The organism is Noviherbaspirillum pedocola (genome assembly GCF_016632335.1).
In the GTDB taxonomy this organism is placed as follows: Bacteria; Pseudomonadota; Gammaproteobacteria; order Burkholderiales; family Burkholderiaceae_D; genus Noviherbaspirillum_A; species Noviherbaspirillum_A pedocola.
Genome location: NZ_JAEPBG010000003.1, coordinates 438,025 through 464,983, shown reverse-complemented (window position 1 = coordinate 464,983; position 26,959 = coordinate 438,025). Strand labels below are relative to the sequence as shown.

Annotated in this window: 22 protein-coding genes; 14 read left to right on the top strand and 8 right to left on the bottom strand. The window is 65.5% G+C overall.

What is annotated here, in order from left to right:
• Positions 1 to 107: 107 nt before the first annotated feature.
• Positions 108 to 1,688, top strand: a complete 1,581-nt coding sequence (locus JJB74_RS10545) for an aldehyde dehydrogenase (NADP(+)) (protein ID WP_200591804.1) — start codon at positions 108 to 110, stop codon at positions 1,686 to 1,688.
• A 40-nt stretch (positions 1,689 to 1,728) separates the two neighbouring features.
• Here the strand turns inward: JJB74_RS10545 and JJB74_RS10540 are convergent, their stop codons facing one another.
• Together JJB74_RS10540 and JJB74_RS10535 are read right to left on the bottom strand one after the other, a co-directional pair.
• Entirely contained in the window at positions 1,729 to 3,060 is a 1,332-nt protein-coding gene (locus tag JJB74_RS10540) for a sigma-54 interaction domain-containing protein (RefSeq protein ID WP_200591803.1), read from the bottom strand.
• Positions 3,061 to 3,338: 278 nt separating this feature from the next.
• Positions 3,339 to 4,268, bottom strand: coding sequence for a class I SAM-dependent methyltransferase (locus JJB74_RS10535; protein WP_200591802.1), 930 nt, complete (start codon positions 4,266 to 4,268; stop codon positions 3,339 to 3,341).
• Between the two features lie 175 nt (positions 4,269 to 4,443).
• Here JJB74_RS10535 and JJB74_RS10530 point away from each other — a divergent pair, with 175 nt between their 5' ends.
• From JJB74_RS10530 to JJB74_RS10510, 5 genes are all read left to right on the top strand, one after another.
• Entirely contained in the window at positions 4,444 to 4,956 is a 513-nt protein-coding gene (locus JJB74_RS10530; RefSeq protein ID WP_200591801.1) for a hypothetical protein, read from the top strand.
• A gap of 323 nt (positions 4,957 to 5,279) precedes the next feature.
• Positions 5,280 to 6,164: an MBL fold metallo-hydrolase gene (locus tag JJB74_RS10525; RefSeq protein WP_200591800.1), complete on the top strand. Its 885-nt coding sequence runs from the start codon at positions 5,280 to 5,282 to the stop codon at positions 6,162 to 6,164.
• A 32-nt stretch (positions 6,165 to 6,196) separates the two neighbouring features.
• Positions 6,197 to 7,900 carry a bifunctional protein tyrosine phosphatase family protein/NAD(P)/FAD-dependent oxidoreductase gene (locus JJB74_RS10520; protein ID WP_200591799.1) on the top strand — a complete coding sequence of 568 codons (1,704 nt, stop codon included), beginning with the start codon at positions 6,197 to 6,199 and terminating at the stop codon, positions 7,898 to 7,900.
• A gap of 123 nt (positions 7,901 to 8,023) precedes the next feature.
• Positions 8,024 to 8,227, top strand: coding sequence for a YgaP family membrane protein (locus tag JJB74_RS10515; RefSeq protein WP_200591798.1), 204 nt, complete (start codon positions 8,024 to 8,026; stop codon positions 8,225 to 8,227).
• A gap of 40 nt (positions 8,228 to 8,267) precedes the next feature.
• Positions 8,268 to 9,077, top strand: a complete 810-nt coding sequence (locus tag JJB74_RS10510; protein ID WP_200591916.1) for a sulfite exporter TauE/SafE family protein — start codon at positions 8,268 to 8,270, stop codon at positions 9,075 to 9,077.
• 56 nt (positions 9,078 to 9,133) lie between these two features.
• On the opposite strand, the gene JJB74_RS10505 is transcribed toward JJB74_RS10510, so the two are convergent.
• The 3 genes from JJB74_RS10505 to JJB74_RS10495 all read right to left on the bottom strand — a co-directional run bounded on the left by JJB74_RS10505 (position 9,134) and on the right by JJB74_RS10495 (position 11,037).
• On the bottom strand, positions 9,134 to 9,550 hold the full coding sequence (locus JJB74_RS10505) for a hypothetical protein (protein ID WP_234484085.1): 417 nt from the start codon (positions 9,548 to 9,550) through the stop codon (positions 9,134 to 9,136).
• 33 nt (positions 9,551 to 9,583) lie between these two features.
• Entirely contained in the window at positions 9,584 to 10,384 is an 801-nt protein-coding gene (locus tag JJB74_RS10500) for an OBAP family protein (protein ID WP_200591797.1), read from the bottom strand.
• Positions 10,385 to 10,692: 308 nt separating this feature from the next.
• Entirely contained in the window at positions 10,693 to 11,037 is a 345-nt protein-coding gene (locus JJB74_RS10495) for a hypothetical protein (RefSeq protein ID WP_200591796.1), read from the bottom strand.
• A 363-nt stretch (positions 11,038 to 11,400) separates the two neighbouring features.
• Here JJB74_RS10495 and JJB74_RS10490 point away from each other — a divergent pair, with 363 nt between their 5' ends.
• Positions 11,401 to 12,714, top strand: a complete 1,314-nt coding sequence (locus JJB74_RS10490) for an MFS transporter (protein WP_200591795.1) — start codon at positions 11,401 to 11,403, stop codon at positions 12,712 to 12,714.
• A 92-nt stretch (positions 12,715 to 12,806) separates the two neighbouring features.
• On the opposite strand, the gene JJB74_RS10485 is transcribed toward JJB74_RS10490, so the two are convergent.
• A complete protein-coding gene (locus tag JJB74_RS10485; RefSeq protein WP_200591794.1) occupies positions 12,807 to 13,289 on the bottom strand; it encodes a cupin domain-containing protein in 483 nt (160 codons plus the stop codon).
• A gap of 47 nt (positions 13,290 to 13,336) precedes the next feature.
• Positions 13,337 to 13,966, bottom strand: a complete 630-nt coding sequence (locus JJB74_RS10480; RefSeq protein WP_200591793.1) for a glutathione S-transferase family protein — start codon at positions 13,964 to 13,966, stop codon at positions 13,337 to 13,339.
• A 246-nt stretch (positions 13,967 to 14,212) separates the two neighbouring features.
• On the opposite strand from JJB74_RS10480, the gene JJB74_RS10475 reads away from it, so the two are divergent.
• From JJB74_RS10475 to JJB74_RS10460, 4 genes are read left to right on the top strand one after another with little or no spacing between them, the layout of a single operon-like run.
• Entirely contained in the window at positions 14,213 to 15,340 is a 1,128-nt protein-coding gene (locus JJB74_RS10475) for an efflux RND transporter periplasmic adaptor subunit (protein ID WP_200591792.1), read from the top strand.
• Positions 15,340 to 18,408 (top strand): efflux RND transporter permease subunit, encoded by a 3,069-nt coding sequence (locus JJB74_RS10470; RefSeq protein ID WP_200591791.1) that lies wholly within the window; start codon positions 15,340 to 15,342, stop codon positions 18,406 to 18,408. The genes JJB74_RS10475 and JJB74_RS10470 overlap by 1 nt, the downstream gene beginning before the upstream one ends.
• Positions 18,405 to 18,719, top strand: coding sequence for a DUF3240 family protein (locus JJB74_RS10465; RefSeq protein WP_200591790.1), 315 nt, complete (start codon positions 18,405 to 18,407; stop codon positions 18,717 to 18,719). Before JJB74_RS10470 ends, JJB74_RS10465 begins: the two co-directional genes overlap by 4 nt.
• Positions 18,716 to 20,014: a TolC family protein gene (locus tag JJB74_RS10460; protein WP_200591789.1), complete on the top strand. Its 1,299-nt coding sequence runs from the start codon at positions 18,716 to 18,718 to the stop codon at positions 20,012 to 20,014. The genes JJB74_RS10465 and JJB74_RS10460 overlap by 4 nt, the downstream gene beginning before the upstream one ends.
• Positions 20,015 to 21,045: 1,031 nt before the next feature.
• Here the strand turns inward: JJB74_RS10460 and JJB74_RS10455 are convergent.
• The gene (locus tag JJB74_RS10455; RefSeq protein ID WP_200591788.1) at positions 21,046 to 22,101 is read right to left on the bottom strand and encodes an NAD(P)-dependent alcohol dehydrogenase; all 1,056 of its coding nucleotides are present in this window, start codon (positions 22,099 to 22,101) and stop codon (positions 21,046 to 21,048) included.
• A gap of 352 nt (positions 22,102 to 22,453) precedes the next feature.
• Between JJB74_RS10455 and JJB74_RS10450 the strand changes: the two genes are divergently transcribed.
• The 3 genes from JJB74_RS10450 to JJB74_RS10440 are packed head-to-tail and all read left to right on the top strand — an operon-like array spanning position 22,454 to position 26,882.
• Positions 22,454 to 23,203, top strand: coding sequence for an ABC transporter ATP-binding protein (locus JJB74_RS10450; protein ID WP_200591787.1), 750 nt, complete (start codon positions 22,454 to 22,456; stop codon positions 23,201 to 23,203).
• Positions 23,197 to 25,572 (top strand): ABC transporter permease, encoded by a 2,376-nt coding sequence (locus JJB74_RS10445; protein WP_200591786.1) that lies wholly within the window; start codon positions 23,197 to 23,199, stop codon positions 25,570 to 25,572. Before JJB74_RS10450 ends, JJB74_RS10445 begins: the two co-directional genes overlap by 7 nt.
• Entirely contained in the window at positions 25,569 to 26,882 is a 1,314-nt protein-coding gene (locus JJB74_RS10440) for an efflux RND transporter periplasmic adaptor subunit (RefSeq protein WP_200591785.1), read from the top strand. The genes JJB74_RS10445 and JJB74_RS10440 overlap by 4 nt, the downstream gene beginning before the upstream one ends.
• Positions 26,883 to 26,959: the final 77 nt, after the last annotated feature.

The window sequence follows — 26,959 nt, the reverse complement described above, 5'->3', positions numbered from 1 at the left end:
GGATGCCCGCATGTTCGCGCTCCGCAAGCGCCTGATGTTGGGCTTGCCAGCCCAACCTACATACGTTCTCCAAGCTTTCTCACAACTTCATCCCCACGGAGCAAACCATGTTGACTGGTGAAATGTTCATCGGTGCCACCGCCGTTCGCGGCGAGCACGGCAGCGTGCACGGCATCAATCCCGCCACCGGCGAAACCCTGCAGCCCGCGTTCGGACTGGCCGGCGCCAATGAGGTCGAACGCGCCTGCGCGCTGGCCTGGGCCGCATTCGATGCCTATCGCGATACCGGGCTCGACGCGCGCGCCGCTTTCCTGGAGCGCATCGCGCAGCGCATCCTCGACCTAGGCGACGCGCTCATCGAGCGCGCGGTCGCCGAATCCGGCCTGCCACGCGCGCGCATCGAAGGCGAACGCGGCCGCACCGTCGGCCAGCTGCGCCTGTTCGCCGACGTGGTGCGCGAAGGCGGCTGGCTCGAAGCGCGCATCGACCCGGCGCTGCCCGAGCGCAAGCCGCTGCCGCGCGCGGACCTGCGCCAGCGCCATATCGGCGTCGGCCCGGTCGCGGTCTTCGGCGCGAGCAACTTCCCGCTGGCATTCTCGGTGGCCGGCGGCGATACCGCCTCGGCCCTGGGCGCCGGCTGCCCGGTGATCGTGAAAGCCCATTCCGCGCATCCGGGCACGTCCGAGCTCGTGGGCCGGGCCATACGCGATGCGGTCGCCGATTGCAGCCTGCCCGAAGGCGTGTTCTCGCTGCTATTCACCGAGCGCGAAGCGGCGGTGGCGCTGGTCACCGATGCGCGCATCAAGGCCGTCGGCTTCACCGGTTCGCGCGCCGGCGGCATGGCTCTGGTGCGTGCTGCCAACAACCGTCCCGAACCGATTCCGGTCTATGCCGAGATGAGCAGCATCAACCCGGTGTTCCTGATGCCGGGCGCTTTGGCCTTGCGCGCAGCCACCATCGGCGCCAGCTTCGTTGCTTCGCTGACGATGGGCGCCGGCCAGTTCTGCACCAATCCCGGACTGGTGCTGGCGCTGGAAGGCCCGGATCTGGATGGCTTCATTGCCGCCGCCAGCGAAGCGCTGGGGGCCAATGTCGGCGCAACCATGCTGACCCCCGGCATACACGCGGCCTATGAACGCGGCGTGGACCGGATCGCCGGCAATGCGCAGGTGCAAGCGCTGGCGCGCGGCAAGCGCGGCGTAGGCATGCATTCCTGCCAGGCCGGCCTGTTCGCCACCACGGCCGATGCCTTCCTGAAGGACACGGAGATGCAGGAAGAAATCTTTGGCGCGTCTTCGCTGGTGATCCGCTGCAAGAGTCTCGACGACATGCGCGCTGTGGCCGAGCGCCTCGAAGGCCAGTTGACCGCGACGATCCAGATGGAAGACGGCGACGCCGAGGCGGTGCGCGCGCTGCTGCCAACTTTGGAACGCCGTGCGGGCCGCATCCTGGTCAACGGGTATCCGACCGGCGTAGAGGTTTGTCATGCGATGGTGCACGGCGGCCCGTTCCCGGCGACTTCGGATCCGCGCAGCACCTCGGTGGGCAGCCTGGCGATCCGCCGTTTCCTCCGTCCGGTGTGCTACCAGGATCTGCCGGCGAACCTGCTGCCGCAGGCGCTGCGGGATGACAATCCGCTCGGCATCTGGCGCCGTGTGGATGGCAGTCTGGTGCCGGCGGCGCGCTGAATCGCGCCACGGCATTGCGCGGTGCCGGCGACCCCGGCTTTCAGCCGGGCTCGTCGTCGATGCCCAGGCCGCGCAAGCGGCGGTACAGCGTGCGTTCGCTCAGGCCGAGGTGGCGCGCCAGCTCGCGCCGCGTGCCCGCAAAGGCCCGCGCCTGCGTCGCCAGATCCGCGTCCGTCCATGTCCTCCTCGGAAACGTGGCCGGCGACAGCGGTGTGTGGTGCGCTACGCCGCAGAGCAACGGCGGCAACTGCGCCGTATCGATCACGCCATCGTCGGCAAACAGGCTGGCGCGTTCGAGCGCATTGCGCAGTTCGCGGATATTGCCCGGCCAGGCATAGGCGGCGAGCGCGGCCATCGCTTGCGGCGTGATGCGCAGCGGCCCGGAGGCGCCGGCCATGCGCTGCAGGAAGGAATCGACCAGGATGGGCAGGTCCTCGATGCGCTCGCGCAGCGCCGGCAGCTCGATTGGAAACGCGCTGATCCGGTAGAACAGGTCCTGGCGGAAGCTGCCGTCGGCGGCCATGTCGCGCAGCGGCTTGTGGGTTGCGGCCACCAGCCGGAAATCCGCATGCAGGGTTTCCACGCCACCGACGCGGCGAAACGCGCCGGTTTCGATCAACCGCAGCAGCTTGACCTGCATGCCGAGCGGCACGTCGCCTATCTCATCGAGAAACAGCGTGCCGCCGCGCGCGGTTTCCACCAGGCCGTGCTTGCGCGTGGCCGCGCCGGTGAAGGCGCCGCGCTCATAGCCGAAGAGTTCGCTCTCGAACAGGGTCTCGGTCAGTCCCGAACAGTCGACCACGACGAAAGGGCCGCGCGCGCGGTCGCTGGCTTCATGCAGGGCGCGGGCGAACAATTCCTTGCCGGTGCCCGATTCACCCAGCAGCAGCACCGGCAGCCGTGAAGGCGCGACCCGCTGCAGCGCTTCCAGTGCCGCCATGAAGCGTGGCGAGCGTCCGACCAGACCTTCGCTGCTCGCCCTTGCCGACGCCTGGCGCACCGTGACCAGGTGCTCGACATAAGCCACCACATTGCGTTCGTCGTCCAGGATCGGCCGCAGCTCCACGTTCACATGCTCGGGCCCGCGCGGCGTGTGATGAATATGCAGCACCCGGTCCGGTCCGCGCTTTTCCAGCGCCTTTTTCATCGGACAATGTTCGCCGGCCAGATCGCACGGCAATTCGTAGTGATGCGAGACGCGGAAGCACTTGTGCCCGACGACCGATGCGCCGGCCGTGCCGAATTGCCGCTGGTAGGCGGTGTTGGAAGCGAGAATGTTGTACTCGGTGTCGAGCACGATCGCGGGTTGCGCTTCCTGGTCTAGGTAAGAGATGAGCGCCTGCACTTGGGCGCCGAGCTTGTCGCTGTTCATGGCGGATCCGCGAAGTCCGACGATCACCGTTGCCGCGCAGCGCTCCCGGATGCTGCAGAAGACGGGGGCGAACGGCAGGGGATGGTCGTAGTTTGGAGCTAGATTGTATTCGCTGGCCACGAGACTCCGGGGCGATTCTTTTCCTGCTCAGGAAACTTGCGATGCCCTCACACCCGCCCGCTTTCTGCAACGCGCAATTCGGTACAGCACACGATGAATGGAAATGTAAGCGTCCAATAAATCGGCGATTTTGCGCATTTCGAGATTCGTAATTTCGCTCATCGTCGCCGCCGAAATGTGGAAGCGAGATTGGGAACGAAAAATATTGCGTGCTTTCCCAGTTTCGAGACAAGAAAGAAATAACAGGATTTGCATCGATTTGCCGTCTTGCCAGACCTGCCATTCAACAGCTTTTCCGCATTTCGATAGGTTCGGTAATCCTCGAACTGCATGAAGCGTGATATCCGGTCAAAATCCTCAAGCGAGGAAAGAAGCGTGGTAGGGGACCAGAACATATTGTTTTGTTGCAGCGATGATTTCCCGAATCTGGCGGCATAGTGATCACGAAGCCGGAGAGGAAGCCAATGACAAAACGGCAGTGCAGTATCGTGGTTGATAATTGGAAATAATTTATTGGGGGTGGTGATCACCAGGATGTCATTGGTTACACGGGCCAATTCCCTGATGTAATTCCGATTGACCCCGGTGTGTTCAATAACCTCGATGCAATAGACCGCATCGAATGCACGGTCCTCCAGCGGAAGTTCCGCGATGGATCCCTGCGTCCATTGAATTCTGTCTTCCACGCCAAGCACGGTGGCAATTTTTCTGGCTGCGCGCAATCTTGCGTTGTCCTGTTCCACTGCGACGACTCGGGCATTCGTTCTCAATGCGAAAGCGATAGCCAGCCAGCCGTATCCCGTTCCAATGTCGGCGACATGGGGAGCTTCATGCATCATCGCCATCAGCGGATCGACGAAATTGAGCACATAAAAATCAAGGAGTGCATTCACGTCTGCCGAGCGATATTCACTGTCCCTGAAATGCTCGATTTCGGCAATCTCTCTGGCTGCAGTCTGCGATATCCAGCGTCGCTCCTCCGCTGCCTCGTCCAGCTTAAGGAACGCGTCCTGATGCATCGCCTCCTTTCGACTGTTCTTTACATTTCCCGCATTTGCAGAGAACTGCTCATTCTGAAATTTTCTCATCAATTATCTGCGAGGATAGTTACCTGAATGAATTTCAGTTTCAGTTGAATATGCAATCTTTACAAACCGGTGCACGACAATATTGACGTACTACAAAGGATGCACATTATTGTTTTTCCGGCGTTCCATTTATCGAAAAATTGGGATGGCGTAGGTCGACGTTGCCGGGGCGGGAATGATGTTTCGTGTTTCCCATGTAATCTCCATCATCCTGCATGCATCGTTTCTGGCGGCTGCCCCTTTCCCCAATTTGCTTGCATCCACCATGACTTGCAGGATGGACGTTCACAGCGGCGCGGGCGAAACTGCCGAAAATTTGAAGTATTGCAATCGCTATTTTCCAGCGCGATCCGGCATTTCCAACGCGGTGGAAAATTCCCCGAGCAGTTTTATTCTGTCGAATAGCGGCAGGTTCATAGACCTCGCGGGCTCTCAGAGCGGATCAAGCCGGGGCGAGGTTTACTTTCGACCAATTCGATTTCGGCACCTTTCCGTCCGAATTCTTATTCCGATCGATGGCATCAGAATTTCAGTCCAAATTTTTATCTCAGGACCGGTTGCCGCAGGAAACGATAATCCGAGTTTCGCTTTCTGCGAAGATTCGCCGAAACCCGTGCCGGAAGCATCCGCGATCTCACTTCTGGCAATCGTGCTACTCGCAATGCTGACGGGCGCATGGAGCCGCTGATTCCGTCGGAATGAGAATGTCTGTCCTCCGTGGCCTTGTTCTCAACCAGGCATGGGTAAATTGCTGTCCGCTACAGATATCGACCTGGCCTGCGCTGATGTGACATTCCGTTCTGGCACTGCCATTTCCGGTGCCAATGACTGCCAAATACTGCCATGGCATGCCGGCGAAACGATGAGCAGTACGCTTCTAGCGCGGCTAACCAATTAAATTTGGTCGTTGAATCAACCACTTGCATTGAATTTCCGCTTGCTGCATCGCGATGGCACGCCGCTTGCCATAGCGATGACATCACCACATCGCCCAAGGGTGGAGCAACGATCATGAAGGCAAGACACAGTCTGCAAGTGGAGGGATTCTTCGATCCTCATACCTGGACCATCAGCTACCTCGTCCTCGATACCGAGACAAAGCGCTGCGCGCTCGTCGACAGCGTGCTCGACTACGATCCGAAATCCGGCCGCACTGGCACGGCGAGCGCCGACCGCCTGATCGCGCGGGTAAACGAACTTGGCGCGAAGGTGCAGTGGCTGCTTGAAACCCATGTCCATGCCGACCACCTGTCGGCAGCGCCGTATCTGAAGGAAAGGCTGGGCGGCCAGGTTGCCATCGGCAGCCATATCCGGACGGTGCAGCAGGCCTTCGGGGAACTGTTCAATGCTGGCCCCGGCTTTGCCCGCGACGGCAGCCAGTTCGACCGCCTGTTCGAGGACGGAGAGGAATTCTCCATCGGCAGCCTGCGCGCGCGGGCGATGCACACACCCGGGCATACACCGGCCTGCATGACCTACGTGATCACCGACGGCGATGACACCGCGGCCTTTGTCGGCGACACGCTGTTCATGCCGGACTATGGCACCGCCCGCTGCGACTTCCCCGGCGGCGATGCGCGCACGCTGTATCGCTCGATCAATCGCGTGCTCAGCCTGCCGCCCGACACCCGGCTCTACATGTGCCATGACTATCAGCCGAACGGCCGCGCGCTGCGCTTCATCAGCACCGTGGCCGAGGAGCGCGAGCAGAACATCCATGTGCGCGACGGCATCAGCGAGGAAGAGTTCGTCGCCATGCGCACGAAGCGCGATGCGACGCTGGAGATGCCGGTGCTGATCCTGCCGTCGGTGCAGGTCAACATGCGCGCCGGCCATCTTCCCGAGCCCGAGGCCAATGGCCGGCGCTATCTGAAGATCCCGCTCAACGCGCTCTGACGCATAGGCAAGACACCGACGTGGAGACGACCATGGATGCACACAAACTGACTGCCGAGCTATTCGTTGCCCCGCAGATCCTGCCGGCGGACATGTCGGCGCTGCGCGCTGCGGGCATACGCGCGCTGATCTGCAACCGGCCCGATGGCGAAGGCAATGACCAGCCGGTGTTCGCCGAGATCGAGGCCACGGCCCGCGTGGCAGGCATCGAGGCGCGCTACCTGCCGGCCGAACCGGGCAAGGTCAGCGATGACCAGGGCGCGCAATTCGCCGTGCTGATGGCGGAGTTGCCCAAGCCGGTGCTGGCGTATTGCCGTACCGGCATGCGCTCAACCACGATGTGGGCCCTGTCGCAGACCGGCAAGCTGCCGCTGCATGAGATCCTCGATACCGCGCAAAGCGCCGGCTATGACTTGAAGGGCGTGGTGCGCCGCATCGCCAACGGTGGGCGGCTCCCGGTGGACGCGGGTGAACTGACGCACGAGGTGGTCATCGTCGGCGGCGGCGCGGCTGGCATCGCGGTGGCGGCCAGCCTGCTTGCGCGCAGTCCGGGCCTGGATGTAGCCATCATCGATCCGGCCGATGTGCATTACTACCAACCTGGCTGGACCCTGGTCGGCGGCGGCGTCTTCGATGTGCGCGACACCGTGCGCGCGATGGGCTCGTTGATTCCGCGCGGCGCGCACTGGATCAAGGCAGCCGTCGCCGCTTTCGAACCGGAGCGCGATGCGCTGATCCTCGACGGCTGCCGCGTCGTGCGCTATCAGCAGTTGATCGTCTGCCCGGGCCTGAAGCTGGACTGGCATGCGATCGATGGCCTGGCCGAATCCCTGGGCCGCAATGGCGTGACCTCGAATTACCTGTATCAGCTCGCGCCCTACACCTGGGAGCTGGTGAAGAACCTGCGCGGCGGCCGGGCGCTGTTCACCCAGCCGCCCATGCCGATCAAGTGCGCCGGCGCGCCGCAGAAGGCGATGTATCTGGCCGCTGACCACTGGCGCCGCGCCGGCGTGCTGGACAAGACCGAAATCGGTTTCTTCAATGCCGGCGCCGCGCTGTTCGGCGTGCCGGAGTATGTGCCGGCGCTGATGGAATATGTGCGGGCCTATGGCATACACCTGAACTTCCAGCATGCGCTGAGCGCCATCGACGGCCACAGGCGCATCGCCACCTTCGCCCGTACCAACCCCGACGGCACGAAAGACTTCGTGCAGCGCGAATTCGACATGATCCACGTGGTGCCGCCACAGAAGGCGCCGGACTTCATCCGCGTCAGTCCGCTGGCGGATGCGGCCGGCTGGGTCGACGTCGACCCGGCGACGCTGCGGCACAAGCGCTATGCCAACGTGCATGCCTTGGGCGACGCCGGCAACACGCCGAACGCCAAGACCGCAGCGGCCGCGCGGGCGCAGGCGCCCGTGGTGGCGCACAACGTGCTGGCCGCCTGCGGCCGCGGCAAGGAAGCGCGGAGCGAGGCCCATTACAACGGCTACGGCTCCTGCCCGCTGACGGTCGAGCGCGGCAAGATCGTACTGGCTGAATTCCTGTACGGCGGCAAGCTGGCGCCGAGCTTTCCGAAGTGGCTCATCGACGGCACGCGGCCGTCGCGCCTGGCCTGGCTGCTGAAGGAGCGCATCCTGCCGCCGCTGTACTGGGAAGGCATGTTGAAGGGCCGCGAATGGATGGTGCAGCCCGAGCTGGTGGATGCGGTGGCGACGAAGGAAGTCGTTTCGTGAAGGGCCGGCGCATCGGCGGACGACAGGGCGGCATGGGTGCATGCCGCGGTCGCAATGCGTAGTGCCGGCAGTGTCGTGCTGAAGTGCCTGTGTATCGTCTTCTCATGCAAAAAGGAGCTAGCCATGCAAGCAAATGTTGGAAACACCGATCGCGCGCTGCGCATCGTTGCCGGCCTCATCATCCTGTCGCTTTACTTCGTCCTCGGCGACGGCCTGCGCTGGGCCGCGCTCATCGGCCTGGTGCCGCTCGTTACCGGTCTGGCGGGCTGGTGTCCGCTGTACACGCTGCTGGGCATACGCACCTGCTCGCGACGCACGCAGGCATGATGAGGGCCGGATCGATGGCGCGGCTGCACCGGAGGCGATGATGACGCTTTATCTGCTGCTGGGCCTGGCCACCGGCGCCATCCTGGCCTTGACCGGCGCCGGCGGCGGCATTCTGGCCGTGCCGCTGCTGGTATTCGGTGCCGGCATGAGCATGGCCCAGGCCGGACCGATCGGTTTGCTCGCCGTAGGCATGGCCGCCGGCCTGGGCGCCGTGATCGGATTGAAGAAGCGCGTCGTGCGCTATCGCGCGGCGCTGCTCATCGCCGGGGCCGGCATGCTGCTGTCGCCATTGGGGCTGTGGCTTGCGGCGCGCGTGGACAATCGCGGACTCACGCTGCTGTTCGCGATGGTGCTGGCGATCGTGGCTTACCGCGGTTTCCGCAAGGCCGGCGGCAGCGCATCACAGACCGACGCCGGCGCGCGCCCGCCGCCATGCGTGCGCGATACCGCCAGCGGCCGCTTCATCTGGACCAGACCGTGCGCGCGGGCACTTACCATCGCCGGCGGCATCGCTGGCCTGTTGTCGGGCCTGCTCGGCGTGGGCGGTGGTTTCGTCATGGTGCCGGCGCTGCGCCGCTATACCGATCTGTCCATGGACGCGACGATTGCCACTTCGCTCGCGGTGATCGCGCTGGTGTCGGCAAGCGGCGTGGCGTCGAGCATCGCGGCGCAACGCCTGGAATGGGCCGCGGCCCTGCCGTTTTGCGCCGGCGCGCTGGCCGGCATGACGGGTGGGCGTTTCGTGGCCGAGCGCATGGCCAGCGCGCATACGCAGCGCGCCTTCGCTGCCGTGGCGGCAATGGTCGCGCTTGGCATGGTGCTGAAGACAGTATTGCCGCTGCTGCGCTGACATGCCGATTCGGCAGAGTCAACTGACGCAGCCATCATGGCAATACCTTGCCGGCCTCACTCCTGCTTCAGCGCTTCCAGCAACGCATACTTCTCGCGGTCGATCTCGCCGCGGGTACGCACGCCCATGCGCCGCAGCAGCGGCAGCGGCGGACACCAGCCCTGCAGGCCATGCTGCAGCAGGAAGGGCAGCACGACGGCGGGCAGCGCGAACCACTTGCGGTTCACCGTCAGGCCCAGCACCAGGCCGGACAGCGCCAGCGACGAGGCATTCACCTGTAGCATGCGTTCGACATCCCATTCCTCATCGAGCTCCGCGATGCGCCGGCGCATTGATTGCGGGCCTTCGCTGATGTAGCGGCCGATACGCATTTCGGTGCGCCGGTCGATCTCGCTGTTGGCGGTTTCTGAACTGACGCGGCGCACGCGGTCGGAATCGAAGTCGCTTGGTTCTGCTGCCTGGGAAAGATTCATGCGGTTCTCCATCGGATCAATCAATCAATGTTGTCATCGCGGCGTGGCGCCGGCCTTCATGTCGACCACGCCGGGAATGTCCTTGGTTGCGCGGCCAAATTTGCCCTTCAGGTCGTCCACGCCGGCCTGCGGTTTGGCCAGCGGCTGCAGGGAAGCGCGGGCACTGCGCGCGGCTTCGGTATCGATGCCGAAGGCGCGATCGCGTTTTTCCAGCATGCCGGGCAGGAGTTCGCCGTCGCGGTTGAAGGACCATGCCAGCATCGGCTCGCCCATGGGCAGCTTGTCGCCGGCCTGTCCTTCCATGCCGCTGTTCCAGAAATGCCAGGTCTTGCCATAGCTGTTCATCTTCTGCTTCATCAGCGACTTTTCCGCTGATTTGGGTATGCCTGGCGCCACCAGCTGTCCGGAAAGGATTTCGCCGTTATGCGGATGCCAGTACTGGCGCTCGCCCTCGGGCAAGGTATTGAACAGCTTTTCCGAGATGATGTACTCCACGCCGTTCATGTTCGCCTTTGCCGTATTGCCGTCGAACAGCACGCATTGCGCGAAGTCCTCGTTGACCTGATGGCAGTAATGATGCGCCTCCATCTGTATCTCGGGATGGTCCTTCATCGGATGAAAGCCGACCAGATAGACGTCGAAGCCGCGCATGGGCGCCTTGCGCTGCAGCAGCTTTGCGCCGGCCTCGAGCGCGCCGGTCCTGGCTGTCTTGGCTTCGCCACTGACGGCGGTCTTCGGCTCGCCGCTGTCCTGCGCCTGTGCGGCGGGCAGCGCAATCAGTGTCGCGGCGATGGCCGTCGATGCGCAGTGTATGCGTCTGCGGAATGTCGTCATGGCATCTCGTTCCCGGTTTTCTGAAGGCGGCAGCTACGATATACAAAATCATAGAATGTATCGGGCTCGGCCGATGGCATGCACGCAACGCATCCATGACGAAGGACAAAGCGGGATGGGGAAAACAGCGGAAAACAACGATATCGAGCGGTGGCGCAAGTCGTGCCGATGCCCAGGCCCGGCCATGGCTACGCTGCTTGTGGGCGGCAGCAAACCGGCCGATCTTTGTGTGGGGTGATGCTGGCCGGCTGGGCCGAATGCGATGGGGAGGAAGGAGTGGGAAGTCGTGCCGCCCCCCATGCAATGGATCAGGCCGCGCTCTCGTCCCGCAGGCCCGCAAGCTCATCTTCCAGCGCTTGCTTGACTTCCTTCACCCGTACGTAGCGGTAACGCTCGTCGACCGGATACAGCCGCACCGCGCCAGAACGGATCAAACGATTGACCCGGCCCGGAGCCACCTTCAGCGTGCGCGCGGCGGCGGTGGGGTCGTTCAGGCCGAGAGCGGCGGCACGATGTGTTTGCCAGCGCGTCGAGTCGGAGGATCGATCCAGCTGCTCCCGCCGCTCCAGCAGGCGGTCCAGCAATGAAGCCGGCTGCTTATGCCCAAGCTCCGGCATGCGGAGTTTTCCTGCCCGTATCTGGTTCGCCGCCAAGGCCATGCTCCCAAAATTTGGCGCGGCATTCTCTCAAATAAGTTGTCGTATGCAAAGTTGCAGCGGTGCACAGTCGGATTCCCGTGTGCATGCGACGTGAAAGTTTTTTCATCGCATAGTCGAGGGCGCGGTCTGGATGCAAAAACATTCATGTATTTAATGGCATCGTGCTGAGATGTCCGAGCGATAATCCCGGCCTTGCTGCATCACCAACTGCCAGCCTGGCCTGCAAGCATCCACTTCGGTTTCCTTTCACCGCGACTGCGTTGAAAACGGCGATCTGCCTGGGCCGAAGCCACCGATTGCTGCATGGGAAAAGCCTCGCTGCGCTGCCTTTCCTTTCCCGAACCATCCGTGTGAGACATGAGTACGACGACTTCCCACCTCAAATCGGCCGCGCGCGCAGACACTGCGGCCGAGGCCGCGCTGTATGCCAAGGTCACCTGGCGCCTGCTGCCCTTCCTGTTCCTGTGCTACGTGGCCGCTTATCTCGACCGCGTCAATGTCGGCTTCGCCAAGCTGCAGATGCTCAATGATCTGAAATTCAGCGAGACGGTCTATGGCCTTGGCGCCGGCATCTTCTTCATCGGCTATTTCTTCTTCGAAGTGCCGAGCAACATCATCATGCATCGCGTCGGCGCACGCGTATGGATAGGCCGCATCATGATCACCTGGGCCGTGATTTCCGCCGCATCGTTGTATGTGTCCAGCCCGGCGATGTTCTATGCAATGCGCTTTCTGCTTGGCGTGGCCGAGGCCGGCTTTTTCCCCGGCATCGTGCTCTATCTCACCTATTGGTATCCGGCCGCGCGCCGCAGCCGCATGAATGCGCTGTTCATGATCGGCATTCCCATTGCCGGCGTGGTCGGCGGTCCGCTGTCCGGCTGGATCCTGAATGCCTTTGCCGGTGTGCATGGCATGGCCGGCTGGCAATGGCTGTTCCTGATCGAATCCGTTCCTTCGCTGGTGCTCGGCGTGATGACGCTGTTCTACCTGCCGAATTCGATCCGCGCCGCGGGCTGGCTGTCGGATGCGGAAAAGCGCATCCTCGAAGACAACATCGCCGCCGAGACCCATGCCCATGCCGACCATTCACTGTCGCGCGTTTTCGGCAATGCCCGGGTATGGCTGATGGCCGCGATCTACTTCTGCTGCATGATGGGCCTGTATGGCATCAGCTTCTATCTGCCGACCCTGATCAAGGCCGCCGGCGTGAAGGATGCGCTCGACGTTGGCCTGCTAACCGCGATTCCTTATGGCTGCGCGGTGGTGTCCATGCTGCTGGTGGCCCGCAGCGCCGATCGCATGCGTGAACGCCGCTGGCACTTCGCCATCGTCAGCGCGCTTGGCGGCCTTGGCCTGTTCCTGTCCACGGTGTATGGCGCGAACGTGGCGCTGGCAATGGTGGCGCTGTCGCTCGGCACCGCCGGCATGCTGGCCACGATGCCGGTGTTCTGGACGTATCCGAGCTCGCTGCTGTCGGGAACAGCCGCCGCGGCCGGCATCGCGATGATCAACTCCATCGGCAACCTGGCCGGCTTCGTCAGCCCGTCCATCATCGGCTGGCTCAAGGACATGACACACAGCACCAATGCCGGCATGTACCTGGTCTCGGCGGCGCTCGTGGCCGGCGCGCTGATGGCACTGTTGCAGCCGCGCGAACTGGTCAATCGCTGACGCGCGGTTCGCGCAGGGTTCGATCATGACAAGGCCCGCACCGGAATACGGTGCGGGCCTTGTCGTTCATGCGCATGCTTGCGGTCTGGCGATCAATAGGCCGCGCCATCCTTGTGCAGAAAGCGCCATTTGCCATCCGCGGCGAGCACGGCCTGCAGATCGTCGTCAGGATAAGTCGCAGCATCCCCGGACGAACGGTCGCCGATTTCGAGGTAGAGCACATCCTCATCGCCCGGGTTGATGAGCTGATGAGCATTGCCGCTGCCGGCGCGAAAGCCCGCGCACATGCCGGGTTCCAGCGGCGTGTCGCCCTGATCGGTGCGCAGCACCGGCCGACCGGCGAGGATGTAGATGAATTCATCCTGCTTCGTATGCGCATGACGCAGCGCCGAAATCGCGCCCGGCGGCAGGCGCGTCAGGTTGACGCCGAAATTCATCAGCCCAAACAGATCGCCCAGCGGCCGCTTCTCGCGGCCGGCCATGCGCGACGCGAAGGGTTCGGGATAATTCGATGGCTTGGTGCGCGACGGCGCTTGCGCCGCAACGATGGCGACCGGATGCCTGTTGTCGTTCATGGCTTCCCTTTCATGGATGCTGCGGCCGCGCACAGGCGGCCGGCGTGTCAAAGACCTTCCTGTTGCATCGCCCGCACGACTGCGGGGCGATGGAGCATGCGCACGGCATGCGCATGCCAGTGCGGATACTCGCCCTCAAGATCAGCGCCGAGCAGCCGTGCCCATCCATGAAACACGAACAGCAATGGATCGACAATGCCGTAGGCCTCGCCCAGCGCCCAGCTTCGACCGCGCAACTGTTCCTCGATGCGGGCGAAACCTTCCTGCAGATGTTTCTCGGCGCGCGCCTTGATCTCGCCATAGCTGGCCGGATTATCAGTGAAGCGCTGCGGACGCCAGCGCCCGCTGAAGCCCACGCTGTGCAGCGTGCCGGAAAGCCAGTTGAACCATTCGAGCGCTCGCGCCGCTTCCAGCGCCGTGCGCGGCATCAGCGCCTGCGGGTCGGTGGCGCTGCAGCCGATGTACCAGCAGATCGCCGGCACTTCGGTGAGGATCTCGTCGCCGCTGCGCAGCACCGGCACCCGGCCCTTGGGATTGATGTCGAGAAAGGCGGGATCGCGCGTCTTGCCCTTCTGCACATTGATTTCGATCAGCTCGTAACTGATGCCGGTTTCCTCGAGCAGGATATGCGGCGCCAGCGAGCAGGCGCCGGGCGAGTAATACAGCACGGTGTTCATGATTTCCTTTCGGTGGCGCACATGTCGGCAGCGGCATTGCGCATGGGACGAAGCCGCAGCCTAACATCCCGCAGCCACGGTCTATCGCGCCCGGGAGAAGGTAGGTCAAAGCGCTACGTTGCCGCCCCGGTTCAGGAAGCCTTAAGCTTGCCGGGTTAGCATCGCCGGCGATGCCGCTCCACCACGACACGCATGCGCTGCATATCGACGCCCGCCGGCCCGATCCCAACAAGAAAACACCGCTTCATGAACTCCAGACAATCTCTGTCAGTCCTGCTGTGCCTGGCCTGCCTCTGCGACTATGCCCTGGCGCAGGCCGGCGCGCTGGCGCTTTCCGCTGAACAGGCGCGCGACGCCGGTATCGCCTATGCCCGCGTGAGCGCCGCGACCACGCCCGGCGACGGTATGCGCCTGGCGGGCAATGCAGCGTTCTCCATCAAGGGCATCGAGATCGTCAGCGCGCCGGCCGCCGGCGTAGTGCAGGAAGTGCTGGCCGCGCCCATGGACCGCATCGAAGCCGGCGCGCCGCTGGCGCGCCTTTACAGCCCGCAATTGCTGGAGTGGGAACGGGAATATGTGCAGCTGTCGGCGCAGGAGCGGCTGGCGCTGGAGAAACGCGAGCGCGACGAGGCGCTGTACCGCGAAGGCATCATCGCGCTCGGCCGGCTGCAGGAAAGCCGCAGCGCCCATGCGCAGGCGCGCGTGGCCGTGCGCGAGCGCGCGCAGCTGCTGAAGCTGGCCGGCGTGGGGAGCGCCAACCTGAACGCGCTGGCGCAGCGCATGGAGATCTCGCCGCTGATGACGGTTGGCGGCAGGCATGCCGGCACCGTGCTTGAATTGCTGGCGCTGCCGGGACAGCGCGTCGAAGCGGGCGCGGCGATCGCCAGGCTCGGCCGCGCCGGCGCGCTCGCGCTGGAGCTGCAGGCCAGCCGCGCGCAGGCCGACCGCATCCGGCCCGGCGATGAAGTCCGGGTGGCCGGCTGCGCGAAGGCGGGCAGGGTGACGGCATTGAGCCCGCAGATGCAGGCGGCGAGCCAGTCGGTGCTGGTGCGTGCCGAATTGCCGGGCGCGGAGGGCTGCCTGCGGCCGAACCAGTATGTCGATGCCACGGTGCGGCCGAACGCCGGCACGGCCACGCCGGCCGGTGCGGTCACGGTGCCGAGCGCGGCGCTGGTGCGGCAGGACGAGCGCGACGCGGTCTGGAAGCGCGATGCGCAAGGCCTGCAGCCGGTGCCGGTCGAGATTCTTGCGCGCGGCGCAGAGAGCAGCGTGGTGCGCGGCGAACTGGCCGCAGGCGACGAGGTCGCAGTGCGCGGACTGGCGGCGTTGAAGGGACGCGCCAGCGGCATGGGCGCGCCGGAAGCGGGTCGCTGATGCTCGGCCGTCTGATCGCGTTCTCGCTGTCGCAGCGCCTCCTGGTGCTGGTGCTCACCGTCATGCTGGTGGCCGCCGGCACGCTCGCCTTCCGCGCGCTGCCGGTGGATGCCTATCCGGATGTGTCGTCCACGCAGGTCAAGATCGTGATGAAGGCGCCGGGCATGACGCCCGAGGAAGTCGAGACGCGCATCACCGCGCCCATCGAGCAGGAACTGCTCGGCATACCGCATCAGCGCATGCTGCGATCGCAATCGAAATACGCAATCGCCGACATCACCCTCGATTTCGAGGACGGCACCGACATCTACTGGGCGCGGCAGCAGGTGGCCGAGCGTCTGGGCAATGTAACGCGCGACCTGCCGGCCAGCGCCTCGGGCGGGCTGGCGCCGATCACCACGCCGCTGGGCGAGATGTTCATGTTCACCGTCGATGGCGAGCTTTCCGCCGCCGACAAGCGCAGCCTGCTGGACTGGGTGATCCGGCCGCAGCTGCGCGCCATTCCCGGCGTAGCCGATGTGAATGCGCTGGGCGGCATGGTCAAGAGCTTCGAAGTCGTACCCGACGTGGCCGCGTTGGCGGCGCGCCGGATGTCGCTGTCGCAGCTGCAGACCGCGCTGGAGAGCAACAACCGCAACGATGGCGCCGGCCGCCTGTCGGCGCAGGAAGAAGCGCTGCTGGTGCGATCAAGCGGCAGCCTGCGCACGCTGGACGATGTGCGCGCGCTTGCGGTGGCCGAGCGCGACGGCGTGGTGGTGCGCGTGGCCGATGTCGCCGAGGTGCGCATCGGCAACCTGACCCGCTACGGCGCGGTCACCGAGAACGGCCGGCAGGAAACCGTTGAAGGACTGGTGCTGGGCCTGCGCGGCGCCAATGCGCGTGAAGTCGTCGCGGCAGTGCGCGCCAAGCTCGAAGGCCTGCAGAAAATCTTGCCGCAGGGCGTGAGTATCAAGCCCTTCTACGACCGCGGCGCGCTGGTCGAGCGCGCGGTGGGCACGGTGTCGCGCGCGCTGGCCGAAGCGGTGGTGCTGGTCATGGTGCTGCTGTTCCTGTTCCTCGGCAATCTGCGCGCGGCGCTGGTGGTGGCGGTGGTGCTGCCGCTGTCGGCGCTGGGCTGCCTGCTGCTGATGCATCTGTACGGTCTGTCGGCCAACCTGATGTCGCTCGGCGGCCTGGCGATCGCCATCGGCATGCTGGTCGACGCCGCCGTGGTGGTGGTCGAAAACCTGGAAGCGCATATCGCGCATCCGGCTCCCGGCGCGCCGCGCCCGCGACTGCATGTGATCTACCGCGCGGTAGCCGAGGTCGCAGCCCCCGTTGCTGCCGGCATCCTGATCATCGTGCTGGTGTTTTTGCCGCTGCTGACGCTGCAGGGACTGGAAGGCAAGCTGTTCGCGCCGGTTGCGCTGACCATCGTGTTCGCGCTCGGCGCGTCGCTGCTGCTGTCGCTGACCGTGATCCCGGTGCTGGCCTCGTTCTTCCTCGGCAGCGGCGCGCATAAGACGCCGCCGCTTGTGCGCTGGCTGGAGCGCGCCTATGCGCCTGCGCTGGAATGGGCGCGCAAGAGAAGGCGCGTGGTGTATGCGATCGCGCTCGGCACCCTGGCGCTTGCGGCCGTGGTGTTCCCTTTCATCGGCAAGTCCTTCATACCGACGCTGGATGAAGGCGACATCATCCTGCAGGTGGAAAAGACGCCGTCGATCAATCTGCAGACCTCGGTGGCGACCGACCTTGCCATACAGCGCCGACTGCTGCAGGACGTGCCCGAAGTCGCGGGCATCGTCGCCCGCGTCGGCTCGGACGAGCTCGGACTGGACCCGATGGGCCCGAACGAAACCGACACCTTCCTCGTGCTCAAGCCGCATGCGCAATGGCGCGATCCCGACCGCGAGCACCTGATCGACCGGCTGCGTGCAGCGCTCGGCGGCTTCATCGGCATGAATTTCAGCTTTACCCAGCCGATCGAAATGCGGACTTCGGAAATGCTGTCCGGCGTGCGCGGTGATCTCGCGGTAAAGATCTACGGCCCTGATCTCGCGCAGCTCGGGCAGATGGCAGAGCAGGTAGTGAAGACGCTCGAAGCGCTGCCCGGCAGCGAAGACGTGCAGACCGTGAAGAACAGCGGCCTGCAATACCTGCAGGTGGAAATCGATCGCCAGGCCGCGGGCCGTCATGGCTTCACCGTCGAAGCGCTGCAGAACGACTTGCGCGCGCTGGTGGAAGGACGCCAGGTCGGCATCGTGATCGAGGAGGGCAGGCGCCTGCCCTTGCTGCTGCGCGGCGGACAGGCGTTGCAGATGTCGCCGGCGCTGTTCGAGTCGCTGCGTCTGCCGGTCGCCGACGGGCAGGCGATACCGCTGTCGCAGCTGGCGCGGCTGATGACGGTGGACGGCCCGGTCAAGGTCGATCGCGAAAACGGCTACCGCATGGCAGTGGTGCGCGCCAATGTGCGCGGCCGCGACCTGGTCGGCTATGTCGATGAAGCGCGCGCCGCGGTGGCGAAGAATCTCGTGCTGCCCGCAGGCTACCGTATCGAATGGGGCGGCCAGTTCGAGAACCAGCAGCGCGCGGCGGCGCGCCTGATGCTGGTGGTGCCGGTGGCGCTCGGGCTGATCTTCCTGCTGCTGTTCGCCACTTTCGGCTCGCTGCGCCAGGCGTCGCTGGTGCTGGTCAACATCCCCTTCGCGCTGGTCGGCGGCGTGCTGGCGCTGGCAGTCACCGGCACCTACCTGTCGGTGCCCGCATCGGTCGGCTTCATCGCCCTGATGGGCATCGCGGTATTGAACGGCCTGGTGATGATCAGCCATTTCAACACGCTGCATGCGCGCGGCATGCATATTGACGCGGTGATCAGCGAAGGCGCGCTTCGCCGGCTGCGCCCGGTACTGATGACCGCCAGCATCACTGGCTTCGGCCTGATCCCGCTGCTGCTGGCCACCGGGCCGGGCTCGGAGATCCAGCGGCCGCTGGCCATCGTCGTCATCGGCGGCCTGGTCAGCTCGACCGCGCTGACGCTGGTGCTGCTGCCCATCCTGTATCAGCAATTCGGCACCGGGAAGAAGGCATGAACCGACATTACGACTGCGTGCTCACCGTGGCTTTGCCCGCGCGGCTGGAGGACGACTTCATCGACCTGGCATTGGCGCATCCCGAATGGGTCGATGGCTTTTCGCTGGCGCACCAGGAAGGCTTCGGCAGCGGCGCGAGCCTGGTCAGCCCGATGGAGCGGGTGCGCGGCCGCGCCCGGCGCGCGGTGCTTACGGTGCTGATGGAGTCGCAGCATGTCGAGCTCTTGTTGCAGGAGTTGCGCACGGCATTCCCGACCCCGGAGATCCTGTGGTGGACCATGCCCGTGACCGCTTTCGGAAGATTCGCATGAAGAGATTTCGCAGTCGCATCGCGCTCGCCGTCCTGCTGCTGCCCTGCCTGGCGCGGGCGACTGAAGCGGACATGCCGTATCCGCAGGCGCTGCCGCCGGTGGAACAGGCGCGCCGCGCGCTGGCGCGCCAGCCGCTGGTGGCCGCGGCGCGCGCCGGCGTGGCGCAGGAAGAGGCTGGCAGAACCGCGCTGCTCGCTGGCAGCAACGAATGGACGGTGCGGGCCACCAGCCAGCGGCGCAATGTGATCAACGACAGGAATTACCAGGAAAACGGCATCGCGCTGGAGCGGCCGCTTCGGCTTCCGTCCAAGGCTGGCAAGGATGCGCAGCTCGGCGATGGCGGCGTGCGCCTGGCCGAACTGCGCCTGGCCGATGCCTGGCATGAAGCCGCGCGCGCATTGATGAAGTCCTGGTTCGACTGGCTGCGCGAAGCGCGCGCCGCGACGCGGCTAGAGCAGAATGCGCAGCTGCTCGATCGGCAGCTGCAGATCGTCAATCAGCGGGTGCGGGCCGGGGATGCGCCGCGCATGGAGATCGCGCTGGCGCAGACGGAGCGCGATCGTGCGCAGGCCGCTGCCATGGCTGCGGCGCAGCGGCGCGCGCTGCTGGAGGCCGCCATCGCGGGCAGATATCCGGAGCTCGCGGCCACGCCGCCGGAAGCGCTGCCCGAGCCGGCTTCGCTGGCGGCCAGCCCGCAGGCATGGCGCGAGCGCATCCTTGCCGACAATCATGAACTCGAGGTCGCGCAGGCCGAGGCGGCGCAGGCAAGGCTGGCGGCCGAGCGCACCGCGCTGGACGGGAAGCCGGATCCGACGCTAGGGGTGCATTACATCGAAGAGCGCGGCCGGCAGGAGCGCATCCTCGGCATGTCGCTATCCTTCGCCATTCCCGGCGCGGCGCGCGGCGCGCAGGCGCGTGCCGGCTGGAGCCGCGCCGCGCAAGCCGAGGAGCGCGCGCAGGAGGCGCGCATGAAGGTCGAGACCGAGGCGATGGCAGGCGCATTGCGCGCGGCATCGACGCAGGCGCTGTGGCAGCAACTGGCTGCGATCGCCTGCCAGGCCGAGGACTATGCCGGGCTGGCTGCGCGCGCCTATGCGCTGGGGGAATTGCCGCTGAACGATACGCTGCTGGCGCGGCGCCAGGCGCTGGATGCCTTGACGAACGCGGAGCAGGCGCAGATTGATGCGCTGGAAGCGCAGGCGCGGCTGTTGCTGGATGCGCATCGCATCTGGAGTCTGGAAGACATGGAGGACGCGAAGGAGGTGAAGCCGCAGGCCGTGCCGGGAGCGCAGTAGCCTCTGCTGCATCCGTAGGGTGGGCGCCAGCCCACGCGGGCGTTCATGCACCGCGTGGGCTGGCGCCCACCCTACCAATGCTTGCGCCCGGACTGCCTTTCCCCTGCATCCCAGCCCTTTCAAGGTCGCCGCACGGTAACTGCTGCATTGGTTGTAGCAGCACTACGCTGCAGGGGGGGCGCTACGTCCAGGGCGTGGGACGTTTAGGCCTGCCTTTGCAGTTGCAGTTGCCGTTGCTGTTGCCTTTAATCCCGTTGATCGCGCCGTGGCGCCGGGCCCTGAAGCGGATAAGGTGCGGCGTCTGTTTGAGCGAAGCGCAGCGTAGCGAGTTTAGCCGCGCCCCGCTTCAGGGTTCGGCGACACGGGGCCCCCCGAAGGGGGCGCGATCTCCGGGTCGCCTTTTCTTGGTTACTTCTTTTGGCGAGCAAAAGAAGTGACCCGGCTGCCGGGCCGGGACCCGGCTTGGTCGCCAAGTGTGATGGCGGTTTCGGGTCATCGGGCTTCAAACTTCGACCGGGCGAGCCTTACGATCCAAGCCTCGATCAACGCGACGACGACCAAGGCAAGAGCCCGCCCCATCAACGACATCACTCCGGTGATGCAATACGTTCAGCTCCCCCTCGACCTAGCCGGGTCCCGGCCCGGCAGCCGGCCTACTTCTTTTGCGCGCCAAAAGAAGTAGGCAAGAAAAGGCGCCCCGGAGATTGCGCCCCGCTGCGCGGGGTTCCCGTGCCGTCGATGCCCGGAGCGGGGCGCGGCTAAACTCGCTACGCTGCGCTTCGCTCAAACAGACGCCGCACCTTCTCCCGCTCCGGGCATCGCCGGCACGGCGCAATCAACGGGGGTAAAAGCAACTGCAACGGCAACTGCAACGGCAAAGGCACTGCACCTGCACCTTTATCTCGCCCTTCCAACCTTATGCAGACTACCGACGGCCTGAAAGACAATTTGACGTCACCTTGAAACGGCTGCCCTGCATCCCCAAGCTTCACCATGCAAGCCGGACAAGGCAAGCGCGTCATCCACCACGCTCACGGCGTGATCGCCACCTTCAGCACGCCGCCTCGCTGGTTGGCGAACAGCTCGTAGGCTTCCTCGATCTGGTCCAGGCGGAAGCGATGCGTCACCATCGGCTTCAGGTCCACGCGCCCGGACGCGACGATGCTCATCAGGCGGCGCATGCGCTCCTTGCCGCCGGGGCACAGTGTGGTGACGATGCGGTGGTCGCCGAGGCCGGCGGCGAAGGCTTCCAGCGGCAGCGACAGCTTGCCCGAATACACGCCCAGGCTGGACAGCGTGCCGCCCGGCTTCAACGCGCGCAGGCAGCTCTCGAAGGTCGCCTGCGTGCCCAGCGCCTCGATCGCCACGTCGGCGCCGGCGCCATCGGTGAGCCGCATGATCTCGGCCACCGGATCGACCTGCCGATAGTTCAGCACGATATCGGCGCCAAGCCGCTTGGCCATCTCCAGTCGCTCCGGCACCGCGTCGACCGCGATGATGCGGCTGGCGCCCTTCAGGCGCGCGCCGGCGGTGGCGCACAGGCCGATCGGGCCCTGCGCAAAGATGGCCACGGTGTCGCCGATGCGGATGCCGCCGCTTTCCGCGCCGCCGAAGCCGGTGCTCATGATGTCCGGACACATCAGCACCTGTTCATCGGTCAGGCCGTCGGGCACCGGCGTCAGATTGGCCATGGCGAACGGCACCCTGAGGTACTCGGCCTGGCAGCCGTCGATGGTATTGCCGAAGCGCCAGCCGCCGATCGCATGGCCGCCGCATTGCGAATGATGGCCATCGAGGCAGGAATTGCATTGGCCGCAGGGCGTGATGGCGCCGACGATGACGCGCTGGCCGACCGCATAACCGGTGACGCCAGGACCGAGTTCGGCGATGGTGCCCACCGGCTCATGGCCGATGATGCGACCCGGCTCGACCGGATATTCGCCTTTGAGAATATGGACATCGGTGCCGCAGATGGTCGTGGTGGTGATCTTCACCAGCGCTTCGCCCGGGCCGATCGCTGGAATCGGTTTTTCATCGAGGATGATGCGGCCGGGGCCGGTGAATACGGCTGCCTTCATGGTGCGCATGGATGGCTCTCCTGAACGAAGGCCGCCGGCGGGCCCCAGGATGGGGCCGTGCCGGGGCGCTTTGGTTGACGCGAAAGGACCGCGCTCCCTGGTGATTCAAAACGCAGACTAGGCCGGCGCTTCGCCTGGCGCTTGATGCAGCTCAACCGCATGCAAGGCGTGCGCCGCGCAGCGCGCGCTGCCGCGTTCCCACGCGCAAGGGCGACTGGGCCGCCTTTGATCCATGTCATTTTTTTCGGGGAACCGCTGCAATAAGGTAAAACTTTCTCCCGCCCGCCAGGCTGCCCACGATGCATAGCTTCCGTCTTCCCGCGTGGTTCCGTGACGAAGCCAGCCGCCGGCTGCGCCAGCCATGAACGCGACGCTGCAGGCCGCCAGCGCCGAACGCGAGCCGCCGGGAGAGACGCTTTATCAACTGATTCAGGTCAGCAAGACCTATGTGATGGGCGAACTCGAAGTGCCGGCCTTGAAGCCGACCGACCTCGCGCTGTACCGCGGCGAATTCATGGTGCTGCTCGGCGCCTCGGGCAGCGGCAAGTCGACACTGCTCAACATCATCGGCGGGCTCGATCTACCCAGCGGCGGCACGCTGCGCTACCTGGACTTCGACCTCACCGATGCCGACGATGCGACGCTCACGCGCTTTCGCCGGCGGCATGTCGGCTTCGTATTCCAGTTCTACAACCTGATACCCAGCCTTACTGCGTTGGAAAATGTGCAGCTCGTCACCGAGATCAGCGACGATCCGATGGATGCGGCCGAAGCGCTGGCCCTGGTCGGCCTGCAGGAGCGGCTGCATCACTTCCCGGCGCAGTTGTCCGGCGGTGAGCAGCAGCGGGTAGCGATTGCCCGCGCCATCGCGAAGCGACCGCATCTGCTGCTGTGCGACGAGCCCACCGGCGCGCTCGACTACCAGACCGGCAAGCTGGTGCTGACCGTGCTCGAGCGCATCAACCGCGAGCTCGGCACCACTACGGTGGTGATCACGCACAATGCCGCAATCGCGGCCATGGCGGATCGGGTGGTGCGCATCGGCAGCGGCCGCATCACCGGCATCGAATGCCATGCGACGCGGGCTTCCCCCGAGGACATCGCATGGTGAGCTGGAGCCGCATCGCCGCGCTGGACCGCAAGCTGCTGCGCGATCTGTGGCGCATGCGCGGCCAGGTAGTAGCCATTGCGATGGTGGCCATGTGCGGTGTCGCGACCCTGGTAACGATGCGCGGCGCGCATGAGTCGCTGTTGCATGCGCAGGCCGCGTATTACGAGCGCTATCGTTTCGCTGATGTGTTCTGCATCGTCAAGGGCGCGCCGATCGGCATTATCGAGCGGGTGCGCTCGCTACCTGGCGTGGCGCAGGCCGACGCCCGCGTGGTACACGATGCTTCACTCGATGTGCCGGGCCTGGAAGAGCCGGCCAGCGGCAGGCTGGTATCGCTGCCGCGGCATGGCGGCGGCCTGAACCGGGTGCATCTGCGTTCCGGCCGCATGCCGCTGACAACCGATGCCCACGGCGTGCTGGTGAGCGAAGCCTTCTCCGCCGCGAATGGCCTGAAACCCGGTGACAGCATCGGCGCGATCATCAATGGCCGCAAGGAACGGTTGCTCATCACCGGCATTGCCATCTCGCCGGAATACGTCAACGAGATCAAGGGCAACAGCTTTCCGGACAACCGCCGCTTCGGCGTGCTGTGGATGAACGATGAAGCGCTCGCGGCGGCGCTGGGCATGCGCGACGCCATCAACGACATCACGCTTACGCTCGCGCCGGGAGCCAGCGAAAAGCGCGTCATCGAACTGCTGGACCGGCTGCTCGCGCCCTATGGCTCGCTCGGCGCCTATGGCCGCGACGAGCAGATCTCCCACAACTTCCTGGCCAATGAACTGGCGCAGAGCCGGGTGTCGGCGATCGTGATACCGACCATCTTTCTCGGCGTATCGGCTTTCCTGATCCACAACGTGCTGCAGCGCCTGACCGCGCTGCAGCGCGCGCAGATCGGGCTGATGCGCAGCTTCGGCTATGGCCGCGCCGCAATTGGCGCGCATGTGCTCAAGTTCGCGCTGTTCACCGTGATAGCGGGCGCGGTGCCCGGCATCGGTGTCGGCGCCTGGCTCGGCGGCGGGCTGGCGCGGCTGTATGCGCGCTTCTACCATTTCCCGTCGCTGGCGTTCCGGCTATCCGCCTTTACCGTGGCGCTGGCTCTGCTCAGCGCCGTCGCCTCGGCCGCGATCGGCGCCTGGCTGGCGGCGCGCGCGGCAATGGCGCTGGCGCCGGCCGAGGCGATGCGCCCGGAAGCGCCGGCGCGCTTTCGGCCCGGGCCGATGGAACGTCTCGGCCTGCAGCGCTTCATGCCGCTGTCGCTGCGCATGGTGCTGCGCAACCTCGAGCGCAATGCGATGAAGAGCCTGATGTCCATCGTCGGCCTTGCCTGCGCGCTGGCGCTGGTGATTGCAGGCCAGTTCACTTTCGATGCGCTGAACGAGATCATCCGCATCCAGTTCCAGCTGGCGCAGCGTGACGACGTGACAGTGTCCTTCAACGAAGCGCGCGACATCTCGGTCGCGCACGACCTGGCCGCGCTTCCCGGCGTGCTGCGCGTCGAGCCCTTCCGCAATGCCGCGGTGCGCATGCGTTATCGCCATCACAGCAAGAAGACGGTCGTGTTCGGTCTGCCGCAGCAACGGCAGTTGCGTACCGTGCTGGACGAACAGGAACGCCCGATCGCGCTGCCGGCCAAGGGCATCGTGATGACGCGCAAGCTGGCCGAGACCCTGGGCATCGGGACGGGCGAAGCGCTGACGCTGGAATTCCTGCAGGGCCAGCGCCGCATCGTTGCGGTGCCGGTTGCGCGCATCGTCGACGAGCCCATCGGCATGTTCTCCTACATGGACGCTGCCGCGCTGGCCGAGCTGGCGTCCGAGCCGGTGACGGCCGACGGCGCCTACCTTGCGATCGATGCGCGCGAAGCCGGCAGGCTCTATCGCGCGCTCAAGGGCGTGCCGGCGGCGGCCGCGGTCAATCTGCGTGTAGCCACGCTGCAGAGCTTTCTGTCGACGGTGGCGCAGAACATGCGCATGAACACGATGGTGCTGGTCGTCTTCGCCTGCGTGATTGCGCTCGGCGTGGTCTACAACGCGATGCGCATTGCCTTGTCTGAGGGCGCGATCGAGCTGGCGAGCCTGCGCATACTCGGCTTTACCACGGCCGAGGTGGCGACCATGCTGCTCGGCCAGCAGGCCGTGCTGGTGCTGGCCGCGCTGCCGCTGGGCTGCCTGCTCGGCTATGGCCTGGCGGCCTTGCTGTCGCTCCTGCTGAGCCAGGACCTGTTTCGCATTCCGCTGGTGATCAGCAGCCGCACCTTCGGCCTGTCGATCGGCGCGGTGCTGCTGTCCGCGCTGATTGCCGGCGCAATGGCATGGCGGCGGCTGCGCCGGCTGGATCTGATCGCCGTATTGAAGACCCGTGAATGAGCCCGAGCATGGACGTGCGCACGAAACCGGAAGCGACGATGGAGAAGACCGGGCCGCGGGACGCGAAGCCGGCCCATGCGCGACGCCGGCGCCTGCCGCTGGGCCTGATCCTGGCCGCGTTGGCGCTGCTCGCTGCGGCCTGGTACCTGTTCCGGCCGCAGCCGTTGCGCACCGAGCTGGCGACGGCGACGATCGGGCCGATGCAGGTGACGGTGGACAACCAAGGCCGGGTGCGCATCCGCGACAGCTATGTGCTTGCGGCCCCGGTGACGGCCAGGATGGCGCGTGTGGCATTGCGCGATGGCGATGCGGTGCAACGCGGACAGGTGCTGGCGACCCTGTATCCGCTGCCGCTGGATCCGCGCGCGCATGAAGGCGCGCAGGCCAGGCTGGAAGCGGCGCAGGCGCTGCTGCGCGAGGCCGGCCTGCGCGCGGCGCGTGCCGATGCCGATCTGCGACTGGCCGTGTCGGAGCGCGAGCGCGCCAAGCGCCTGGCCGGCGAGAATTTTCTGTCGGCGCAGGCCGCCGACAAGGCCATTGCCGCGGAAGCGGCCAGCCGCGCCGAATGGGAAGCGGCGCGCTCGCGGCAAGCGGCCGCCGCGGCTGATGTGCGCGCCGCCGAGGCGGCGCTGATTGCCGCAGACGGCGGCGCCAAGGGCGATGCGCGCGCCGCCGAGGCGGCGCTGATTGCCGCAGACGGCGGCGCCAAGGGCGATGCGCGCGCGCTGCCCTTGTTGTCGCCGGTCGATGGCTATGTGCTGAAGGTGCATGAAAAGAGCGAGCGCATCGTGGCGGCAGGCACGCCGCTGGTGTCGGTGGCGGATGCATCGCGCTATGAGATCGTGGTCGATGTGCTGTCCAGCGATGCGGTGAAGGTCCGGCCGGGCCAGACGATGTTGCTGGAAGGATGGGGCGGCGCGCGCACGCTGCGCGCCACGGTGCGCCTGGTCGAGCCGGCGGCGTTCACCAAGATTTCCGCGCTCGGCGTGGAAGAGCAGCGGGTCAATGTGATTGCCGACCCCGTCGATGCGCTCGGCCCGCTGGGCGATGCTTACCGCGTCGAAGCGCGCATCGTGGTGTGGGAGACCCAGCGCGCGCTGAGGCTGCCGGGCAGCAGCGTGTTTCGCGTCGGTGATGCCTGGCATGTGTTCATCGTCGAAGGCGGAAGGGCGCATGAGCGCGAGGTGCGCATCGGCCAGCGCAATCAGGATGAAGCGCAGGTGCTCGCGGGCGTGTCGGCGGGCTCGGTCGTGGTGCGTTACCCGGGGAACGCGCTGAAGGATGGCGCGCGGATTGAGCCTGCGCAATGATGGCCCGCGCACGATACATCCGGTAACGTCGCTTACGCTTTGCCTCTGGTTTCGGCCAACAGCGGGCGGTGTAATGA

Coding starts and splice junctions, on each gene's coding strand:
- JJB74_RS10545 (WP_200591804.1), top strand. CDS start 108: ATGTTGACTGGTGAAATGTTCATCGGTGCCACCGCCGTTCGCGGCGAG.
- JJB74_RS10540 (WP_200591803.1), bottom strand. CDS start 3,060: ATGAACAGCGACAAGCTCGGCGCCCAAGTGCAGGCGCTCATCTCTTAC.
- JJB74_RS10535 (WP_200591802.1), bottom strand. CDS start 4,268: ATGAGAAAATTTCAGAATGAGCAGTTCTCTGCAAATGCGGGAAATGTA.
- JJB74_RS10530 (WP_200591801.1), top strand. CDS start 4,444: ATGATGTTTCGTGTTTCCCATGTAATCTCCATCATCCTGCATGCATCG.
- JJB74_RS10525 (WP_200591800.1), top strand. CDS start 5,280: ATGAAGGCAAGACACAGTCTGCAAGTGGAGGGATTCTTCGATCCTCAT.
- JJB74_RS10520 (WP_200591799.1), top strand. CDS start 6,197: ATGGATGCACACAAACTGACTGCCGAGCTATTCGTTGCCCCGCAGATC.
- JJB74_RS10515 (WP_200591798.1), top strand. CDS start 8,024: ATGCAAGCAAATGTTGGAAACACCGATCGCGCGCTGCGCATCGTTGCC.
- JJB74_RS10510 (WP_200591916.1), top strand. CDS start 8,268: ATGACGCTTTATCTGCTGCTGGGCCTGGCCACCGGCGCCATCCTGGCC.
- JJB74_RS10505 (WP_234484085.1), bottom strand. CDS start 9,550: ATGAATCTTTCCCAGGCAGCAGAACCAAGCGACTTCGATTCCGACCGC.
- JJB74_RS10500 (WP_200591797.1), bottom strand. CDS start 10,384: ATGACGACATTCCGCAGACGCATACACTGCGCATCGACGGCCATCGCC.
- JJB74_RS10490 (WP_200591795.1), top strand. CDS start 11,401: ATGAGTACGACGACTTCCCACCTCAAATCGGCCGCGCGCGCAGACACT.
- JJB74_RS10485 (WP_200591794.1), bottom strand. CDS start 13,289: ATGAACGACAACAGGCATCCGGTCGCCATCGTTGCGGCGCAAGCGCCG.
- JJB74_RS10480 (WP_200591793.1), bottom strand. CDS start 13,966: ATGAACACCGTGCTGTATTACTCGCCCGGCGCCTGCTCGCTGGCGCCG.
- JJB74_RS10475 (WP_200591792.1), top strand. CDS start 14,213: ATGAACTCCAGACAATCTCTGTCAGTCCTGCTGTGCCTGGCCTGCCTC.
- JJB74_RS10470 (WP_200591791.1), top strand. CDS start 15,340: ATGCTCGGCCGTCTGATCGCGTTCTCGCTGTCGCAGCGCCTCCTGGTG.
- JJB74_RS10465 (WP_200591790.1), top strand. CDS start 18,405: ATGAACCGACATTACGACTGCGTGCTCACCGTGGCTTTGCCCGCGCGG.
- JJB74_RS10460 (WP_200591789.1), top strand. CDS start 18,716: ATGAAGAGATTTCGCAGTCGCATCGCGCTCGCCGTCCTGCTGCTGCCC.
- JJB74_RS10455 (WP_200591788.1), bottom strand. CDS start 22,101: ATGCGCACCATGAAGGCAGCCGTATTCACCGGCCCCGGCCGCATCATC.
- JJB74_RS10450 (WP_200591787.1), top strand. CDS start 22,454: ATGAACGCGACGCTGCAGGCCGCCAGCGCCGAACGCGAGCCGCCGGGA.
- JJB74_RS10445 (WP_200591786.1), top strand. CDS start 23,197: ATGGTGAGCTGGAGCCGCATCGCCGCGCTGGACCGCAAGCTGCTGCGC.
- JJB74_RS10440 (WP_200591785.1), top strand. CDS start 25,569: ATGAGCCCGAGCATGGACGTGCGCACGAAACCGGAAGCGACGATGGAG.